The sequence below is a fragment of the Nostoc sp. DedQUE05 genome, from assembly GCF_034530955.1.
Classification (GTDB): domain Bacteria; phylum Cyanobacteriota; class Cyanobacteriia; order Cyanobacteriales; family Nostocaceae; genus Nostoc.
Window position 1 is genome coordinate 76,464 of record NZ_JAVRCB010000039.1, and the last position, 7,674, is coordinate 84,137.

Consider the following 7,674-nt stretch of genomic DNA (forward strand, 5'->3'; position numbering starts at 1 on the left):
CTAGGGGGTTTCTATGCAAACAACTCCAGTGCGTTGGACGACTGCTGACCTAGAGCTATTTGCTAGCGATCGCAGAAATCGCTATGAGATTATAGATGGAGAACTCTTTGTGACCAAATCACCTAGTTGGGATCATCAATCAAGTTGTGGCAATATTGTTACAGCTCTTAACAATTGGTCAGATGAAACTGGTTTAGGTAAAGCTGCGATCGCACCTGGAATTATTTTCTCAGATTCGGACAATGTGATCCCTGATGTGGTATGGGCAAGTCATGAACGCTTAAAAAACTTACTAGATGAAGCTGGACATCTCACGGGCGCACCAGAGTTAGTAGTAGAAGTTTTATCTCCCGGCGAAAAAAACGAGAAACGCGACAAGGAAACAAAGCTAAAGCTGTACTCGGTACAAGGAGTTCAGGAATATTGGATTTGCGATTCTATACAGAAAAAAGTTGAGGTTTATCGACGCGAACAGGCTGTATTAAAGTTAGCAGCTACTTTATTTAATCAAGATGAATTGACAAGTCCTTTGCTACCTGGTTTTAACTGCTTAGTAAGTAAACTTTTTTAAGTGGGCATTGGGCACTTGTACTGAGCGTAGTCGAAGTATTGGGCATTGGGCATTGGGATGATATCAGTTCCCTATGTCCTATGCCTAACTAAATTTTCAATTACCTAAACGTTTGCTAATACTGGCTGACTCGCGGCTGCGCTGACTGAATTTGATTCAGATTCAGTACAGTAGATTTCGCAGGAGTTATTGGGACTTTCAATCAGTTTCACTTTGTAAAGTTTAGCTCCCAATTCTTGAATAGGCGATCGCAGTAAATTACTAATGTAAAGTGCGATATTTTCAGCAGTCGGCACAACTTCGGCAAAGTAGGGAATATCTTTGTTTAAAAAGGTGTGATCGAATGGCTCCACCACATAATCTTCTACCACTTTATTCAGGGCACCTAAATCAACAATCATCCCAGTACGTGGATCAATTTCCCCTTTCACGGTAACTTCTAGATGATAATTGTGTCCGTGACCGTTGGGACGAGCGCACTTACCATAAACAAGCGTGTTTTCTTCGTTACTGAGTTTAGGATGAGCTAGCCGATGGGCGGCGCTAAAGTGAGTACTGATGGTGAGGTAGGCTTCCATTGCGTTTCCCATATAATCTGCCCAAAGTTCAGGATGTTCAAATAACTGCACGCGGACTAAAGGCAAGTGCGGTGCTAGTCGCTGCCAGATAATCCGTGCAATATTCTCAGTGGTAGGCAGAGTTTGTTGAAATTCTGCCCACACATCATTGAGATAAGAGAAGTCCAATTGACTGGTAACTTCTCGTTGAATTACGTGTTTCACATCAGACAAGTTCAGCACCATACCATAGTCATCTAATTCCCCAGCTAGGGAGATGAATAAGACATAGTTATGCCCGTGTCCCGGAAATCTAGTACCAGCACCAAATTTCTCAATATTCTCGGCTTCACTCAGTTCTGGCAACCAATAACGATGACTTGCTGCAAACTGGGCGCGGCGATTAACAATGCATTGCATGAGTACACTATCAGCAGAATTTAAAATTTCTTAATCTTTTTCTGCTTCCAGCATAAACTAATTCCTAAGTTATGTGTCATTAATCATTAGTCATTTGTCATCTGTCCTTTGACATCTAGCGATATTGACTTATACCTAATGCCCAATGCCCAGTGCCCAATAATTATGTAACAGAAGCTTGTGCTTCACAGTGTAATCTCGAAGCTATGCGGAATAGTTCATGACCTGTGTGTAAATAACGCTCATCGTAGTTCAAAGGAAAATAACCTAATTCATCAAGTCCATCTGCTACTTGATCCAGACTGTAGTAGAGGTGAGCCGCTGTTCTTGCTAAACTAGGGGGATTTGGCAGGGAACGAAAAGTAGTTTGTGCCTGCTTGAGGTCATCTCGACAGGTTTTTAAGTATTCCTGAAATTCATCTAACAACTCATCATCAAAAGGATCGGCAGCTAATTGATCCATTTGTTCTTCTAACGAATAAAGAATCGTACAAAGCAAGCGATTTACTGGTTGATAAACTTGGCGCAGCCATTCTTCAACTTGCTCGTCAACATCGCGTCCAGTTTTTCGTGTTGTCTGGTAATGCTTTTGCGCTGATGCTGTACGCTGTTGGCGATCGCTATTTAATTTTTGGGAGTCATCTTGCAGTTCTTGGTCATAATTGCGGCGATTTTGATTGTCGCCTAAGACTTCATAAGCTGCATTGATGCGGATAATTTGCTCGCGATCGGCACTTTCCTGATTACTGTCAGGATGAAACAATTTAACCAAGCGGCGATAAGCTTGTTTAATCTCCGCAAGGCTTGCACTTGGACTAACTTTGAGAGTTTCGTAATGGTTAGAAACGTGCTTAGAATTGACCATTAATTCAATGTATCGTTAACTGACGCTAGCCGCCAATCTTGCCTCTAGGTCTTGGAACAACGGTGTACTCAAATACCTCTCACCAAAACTGGGCTGAATCATTACAATTAAACGTCCCTGATTTTCTTGACGTTGAGCAACGCGAATTGCTGCACATAAAGCTGCTCCACTGGAAATACCAGATAGTAGCCCTTCTTCTTTTGCCAAACGCCGACTGTAGGCGATCGCATCTTCATCGGTGACGGTAATCACTTCATCAATTAATTTTATCTTGAGTACTTGGGGAATAAACCCAGCACCAATTCCCTGAATTTTGTGGGGGCCTGGTCGTCCCCCAGATAAAACTGGGCTATTGGCTGGTTCAACTGCGATCGCCTTAGAATTAGGCTTACGTGCTTTAATCACTTCTGCTACACCAGTGATCGTACCACCTGTACCCACTCCTGCCACAATGATATCGACTTGTCCATCGGTATCTTCCCAGATTTCAAGCGCTGTAGTTTCCCGATGCACTTTTGCATTAGCTGGATTGCGGAACTGCTGTAACATGTAGGTATTTGGTGTAGTATTAACTATTTGCTGCGCTCGTTGAATTGCCCCACTCATACCTTCCATTCCTGGTGTTAGTTCCAGTTCTGCTCCATAAGCTCGCAACATTGCCCGACGCTCTCCACTCATGGTCTCTGGCATTGTCAAAATTAATCGATAACCCTTTGCTGCTGCTGCCATTGCTAGGGCAATACCAGTGTTTCCAGAAGTGGGTTCTACCAATACTGTCTTCCCAGGAGTAATTAGCCCCTCCTCTTGGGCAGCGTTAATCATACTTACCCCAATCCGGTCTTTAACTGATGCCGATGGGTTCATACTTTCCAGTTTCACCACAATTTCTGCAACACATCCTTCTGTTTGAGGAATCCGGTTCAACTGCACTAGGGGTGTACGACCGACAAGTTCTGTAATGTTACGAGCTATTCGCATAAATTAGTCCTTGATTATTAATTATTTGTTATTGGTCATTAGTCATCAACAAATGACCAATGACTAATGACAAATGACTCTTGACTAAATGTAGTACATGATATCTAATTGCTGCCGCGAATCTCGTTTTTCACAAAGATCCTGGAGCGTATATTTTTGCAAGACTGAATTTGCCGCGCGACTTGCTTCTTGCCAAATTTCTTCTATAACTGAACTGTCTATGCTTTTGGAATTAACGTTTTCTTCGCCAGCCCGCGCCTCTAAGCCTTCTAAACATTCCAAAATCTCAAAAAGGATGATTTTTCGGGGTTCTCGCGTTAACAGATAGCCACCTTTTGATCCACGTTGACTCTTTACTATACCGCCACGCCTCAAGGTTGCTAGTAGCTGTTCCAGATAGCGATCGGGTATATTTTGTTGTGCTGCAATTTGTCGAATTTGCAGAGGTTCGCCGCTTTCGTAATGAGCGGTCATCTCTAATAAGGCGAGAATTGCGTATTCCGATTTACAGGATAGTTCCACAAGCAGCAATAAGTTAGGGGTAAAAATTAGTTAGGAATTAGGAGTTAGGAGTTAGAACTCATTCAATTTGAATTTGAGATTTTTTCTTCAATCTCAAATCCAAAGTTCAAAATCTCAAATTGGTAGAGTTAAGATACTACGCAATATGTAGCTTTATACCGCCAACTTCTACTCAAAAAGCTCGCTCAGAAAAAGTTACTCACGGCGTAAGTCACTTGTAGAGTAGGCATTACTCTAGTCTATTCATATCAAACCCGCCATAACTCATAACTTCTAACTTTTCTATTATACTCCGGTTAACTACTGGGGTTTATCCATTATTATTACCGAAAACAAAAAACCCCGCCTAATGGCGGGGATAAATAGAGTTCAAATTTGTCAGCAGATAATCAACACTCTAGAAGGTGAAAGTTGTTCTGAGCGTACCGATAATAGCATCATCGTTATCGCTATTTTGACCAGGAGAGGTCAACCAGATTACACCAGGGGTTACAGAGATGTTATCCGACACACGATACTTGTAGAAGCCTTCAAAGTGGTAGGGTATATCATTGTTGCCACCAAAACCTGGGCGGTTAAAGGAATAGGGTTCTGCACCAGCAAAAACACCTAAAACGTTACCTTTTTTACCGAAATCAGGTAAGGCTACCCCTAAACCGTAGCTCCAAGCTTGATAATCATCACCTGCACCTGCACCTGTAACATCATGGTAAGAGACGAATCCACTAACGGAGAGTTTGTCGCTAGGTCTAAACGCAGCCGACACACCGTAGGAGTTGCTGTTAGATCGGGTTACACCTGCTGCATTACCTAAAAAGTTAGCTTGTCCAGTACCTACATCAAAAGCTCCAGTTGTTCCGTCTGTACCAGAGTCAAATAAAGCACCACTGGCACTATATGCGTGGACATAGGTAGCAGCTAAAGCCAAGCGATCGCCAACACTAAAGTTCAACTGTCCGAGAGCTGCATAGTCACCGTTGGTCAGGCCTGTACTAAGACCAGGATTATTAGCTTGTGATGCCAAGTAACCCGCAGTGATTGAGCTATTTCCCAGGATACCGCCACCTTTACCAAGGGGTACATTGAGTGCTATACCAGCACCGCCACCAATCCGATAGATGGGACTTTCAGAAGCAAAGGTAGATAAAGCGCCGTTACCACCGTCGTCAGTGTTGTCAAAAAAGTAAGGATTGTTGACAGCAGCATACTGGCTATGACGACCGCCACTAGCTGCGAGGTAAACTTGGGCTGGGCCTATGGGAGCTTCATAAGTCAAGCGGTCAATTCTGACACTGTTGTTACCATTGCCTATACCAACTTGATATGTTTGTGTGCCTTCAGCAGTACCGATCGGATTATTAACGTCATCCCTTATTGAAAAGGCTTGTGCATTACCTGCTGCCAGACGTGTATGCAAAACATCTCTACCAGTGAAGCTGGTTTGCAAGTCTAAACGTACCCGATCTTGGAAGACAGTATTGTTAGCGTCACCAGTGTTACCTCCAAATACATCACTAACGGCGAAAACGGCTTCACCGACTAGTTTTGTGGTAGTGGAAAACTGATTAGCTTCCAATTCAGCAGTCCGCGCTTCTAGAGAATCTACGCGACCGCGTAGGGTTGCCAATTCTGCGGAAAATTCTTCTTGTAACCGTTGTAAGGTAGCTAAATCTTGTTTTGTCACCAAGTCAGCTGTTGCTGTGGCAATCAATTCGTTAACCCGATCCAAACAGGCATTCAAACCAGCAGCAAATTCATAACGGGTCAAAGCACGATTACCGCGATATGTGGAATTCGGATAACCTGCAATACAACCATAGCGCTCAACCAAGGACTGCAATGCTTGGAATGCCCAGTCAGTAGGTTGTACATCGGAAAATTGAGAAACCGATGTTACTTGAGACTGAGAATTGCCTTGATTACCTTCGTTGCTGTAGCGATTAACTTGATCTATGGTTGTTTGAGCTAGTATTTCTGGCTGTTGGGCAACTTCAGTTACACCTAGTTGCTTGGCTGGTGATACTTCTGTGGTTTTGCTTGGGGCCGCCATTGCTGTTGCCGAAACTAACAATGTTGCTCCCAAAACTGCTGGGCTAACCACTAAGGATTTCCATAATAGATTAGACATTTTTCCTTTACTCCTCACACCTTGTTTAGATAATTGGTTTCGTTACACCTAATTCTCGAAAATGCGACATCTCATTGAAACCTATGGATGAGGCATAATTGTCTCTACTACAATTCTAGTTTTTGCAAAGCTAATAAACGATTAACTTTGGGTTAAAAACTGATGTGATTAACTTATGCAAAAACATATCTTTATATCATAACATTATAAAACATCCGATCTAGATGGCAATATTGGAGCGATCGCCTTAATAACTGTCACACATACTTATCTAAATATCTAAGCAGGGAGTAGAGTTTGGGTCATTCGCTCTCTACACAAGCTAAATTACTGAAGCTTTAGACACTTAGAGTTTGCGAGCGAAAATCGCTTCTTCCACTCGCTCCTAGTATAAATCTCACCTCAGTTAAAACATACTGGCTCGGCTATATAAACCGTATATTGTAGTGACTTCTTATAGTTTGGTACAAGATATTAAAAGAAATCACTTAGTTAATCTGGGAAATCACCCGTGCTACATCAAAGTCTGGCTGCGTCAATCCGCCTACATCATGTGTTGTAAGTGTAATCTTTACTTTATTGTAGGAAATCTCTATATCTGGATGATGTCGGGCTGACTCAGCCGGTTCAACTAGTTTATTGACAAACTCCATTGCTTCAATAAAATCTTTAAATGTACGGGTAATCTGCAACTTGGAATCTTGAATAGTCCAATCTGACAGAATCTTTGCCTGTTCTTGAATTTGGGCTTCGGTGAGTAGTTGTGCCATATCAAGAAATTCCTACTTTTATATTTGTTACAACATTTTGGATCTGACAAAGACAAACTCCTTTATTCTCCACACAGAAAATATGGGAGAATAAATTCAGTCAGAATTCGTGTGTCTAGATTTCAATCAGACTTGGCAGATAAACGCTATTTCTCATATTTGGTCAAACTCCAAGGTTTAACCAAGATATTTATGCTTTTTAAGAAAACTTAAATAGGTTGGCTTTGTTCGTGGCAGCCATCCCTATCTCTCTTTTAAAAGTAAGCATTGATAAAACAAAAATCACTTATAAAAAACTATCCGCCCTGATTTAGATCGGATGATCTAAGTCAGAGCGGTCTAGCGGGTCTTCAGGTTGCAACCAGACTGCCGGAAGGAACTCCGAGCTTGCCTAGCTACTTGAGCTAACTTAGTATCTCAAAGATAACTAAGGCTAACTTTTAGAGAACAGCCCCGGCGCGCAGCCGGCTAACTGCAACCTGATGACCCATGTGTATACTACTTTCTATCATGGGCATCACCTCCTTGTTGCCTAAGCGGTCTTAGTCTCAAAAGGGCAGAGAATTTACTCTGGGTTTATAACCTTCATCCAACATAACACATAAATTTAGAGATATTAACCAATATATAAAAAATCTCCCACCTTTTTGATGGGAGATTACTAGAGATAGTGAAAATTGACACTTTATTGGTTGATTACAAGGAGATTATTTTATCTGGGTGTGCCAATTTTCGCCAACCACAACCCTAACTGAGGTCATGGTCAAATTTGAATTCTTAGAGAGCGTTACCGCGAGGTAGAACTTCTTCAGGGAATACAAATTGTTCGTGGGGTTGATCTTGAGGAGCCATCCAAGCGCGGA

7 protein-coding genes and 1 pseudogene are annotated in these 7,674 nt (G+C 42.2%); 1 reads left to right on the forward strand and 7 read right to left on the reverse strand.

Features of this window, described 5'->3' with window-relative positions:
- The first annotated feature begins 13 nt into the window (after positions 1 to 13).
- Positions 14 to 571, forward strand: coding sequence for a Uma2 family endonuclease (locus tag RMZ42_RS25395; protein WP_322674016.1), 558 nt, complete (start codon positions 14 to 16; stop codon positions 569 to 571).
- 104 nt (positions 572 to 675) lie between these two features.
- On the opposite strand, the gene RMZ42_RS25400 is transcribed toward RMZ42_RS25395, so the two are convergent.
- The 7 genes and pseudogenes from RMZ42_RS25400 to RMZ42_RS25430 form a co-directional block, all read right to left on the reverse strand.
- A complete protein-coding gene (locus tag RMZ42_RS25400; RefSeq protein WP_322674017.1) occupies positions 676 to 1,548 on the reverse strand; it encodes a 6-carboxytetrahydropterin synthase in 873 nt (290 codons plus the stop codon).
- Positions 1,549 to 1,711: 163 nt separating this feature from the next.
- Complete coding sequence (locus tag RMZ42_RS25405) at positions 1,712 to 2,413, reverse strand: J domain-containing protein (RefSeq protein ID WP_322674018.1); 702 nt, start codon at positions 2,411 to 2,413, stop codon at positions 1,712 to 1,714.
- Positions 2,414 to 2,428: 15 nt separating this feature from the next.
- Positions 2,429 to 3,391: a cysteine synthase A gene (gene cysK / locus RMZ42_RS25410; RefSeq protein WP_322674019.1), complete on the reverse strand. Its 963-nt coding sequence runs from the start codon at positions 3,389 to 3,391 to the stop codon at positions 2,429 to 2,431.
- Between the two features lie 84 nt (positions 3,392 to 3,475).
- Positions 3,476 to 3,913, reverse strand: a complete 438-nt coding sequence (locus RMZ42_RS25415; protein WP_322674020.1) for an Rrf2 family transcriptional regulator — start codon at positions 3,911 to 3,913, stop codon at positions 3,476 to 3,478.
- Between the two features lie 397 nt (positions 3,914 to 4,310).
- Positions 4,311 to 6,041 carry an iron uptake porin gene (locus RMZ42_RS25420; protein ID WP_322674021.1) on the reverse strand — a complete coding sequence of 577 codons (1,731 nt, stop codon included), beginning with the start codon at positions 6,039 to 6,041 and terminating at the stop codon, positions 4,311 to 4,313.
- Between the two features lie 488 nt (positions 6,042 to 6,529).
- The gene (locus RMZ42_RS25425) at positions 6,530 to 6,811 is read right to left on the reverse strand and encodes a 4a-hydroxytetrahydrobiopterin dehydratase (protein WP_322674022.1); all 282 of its coding nucleotides are present in this window, start codon (positions 6,809 to 6,811) and stop codon (positions 6,530 to 6,532) included.
- A gap of 777 nt (positions 6,812 to 7,588) precedes the next feature.
- A pseudogene (locus tag RMZ42_RS25430) lies at positions 7,589 to 7,674 on the reverse strand (photosystem II protein D2); the annotation flags it as partial.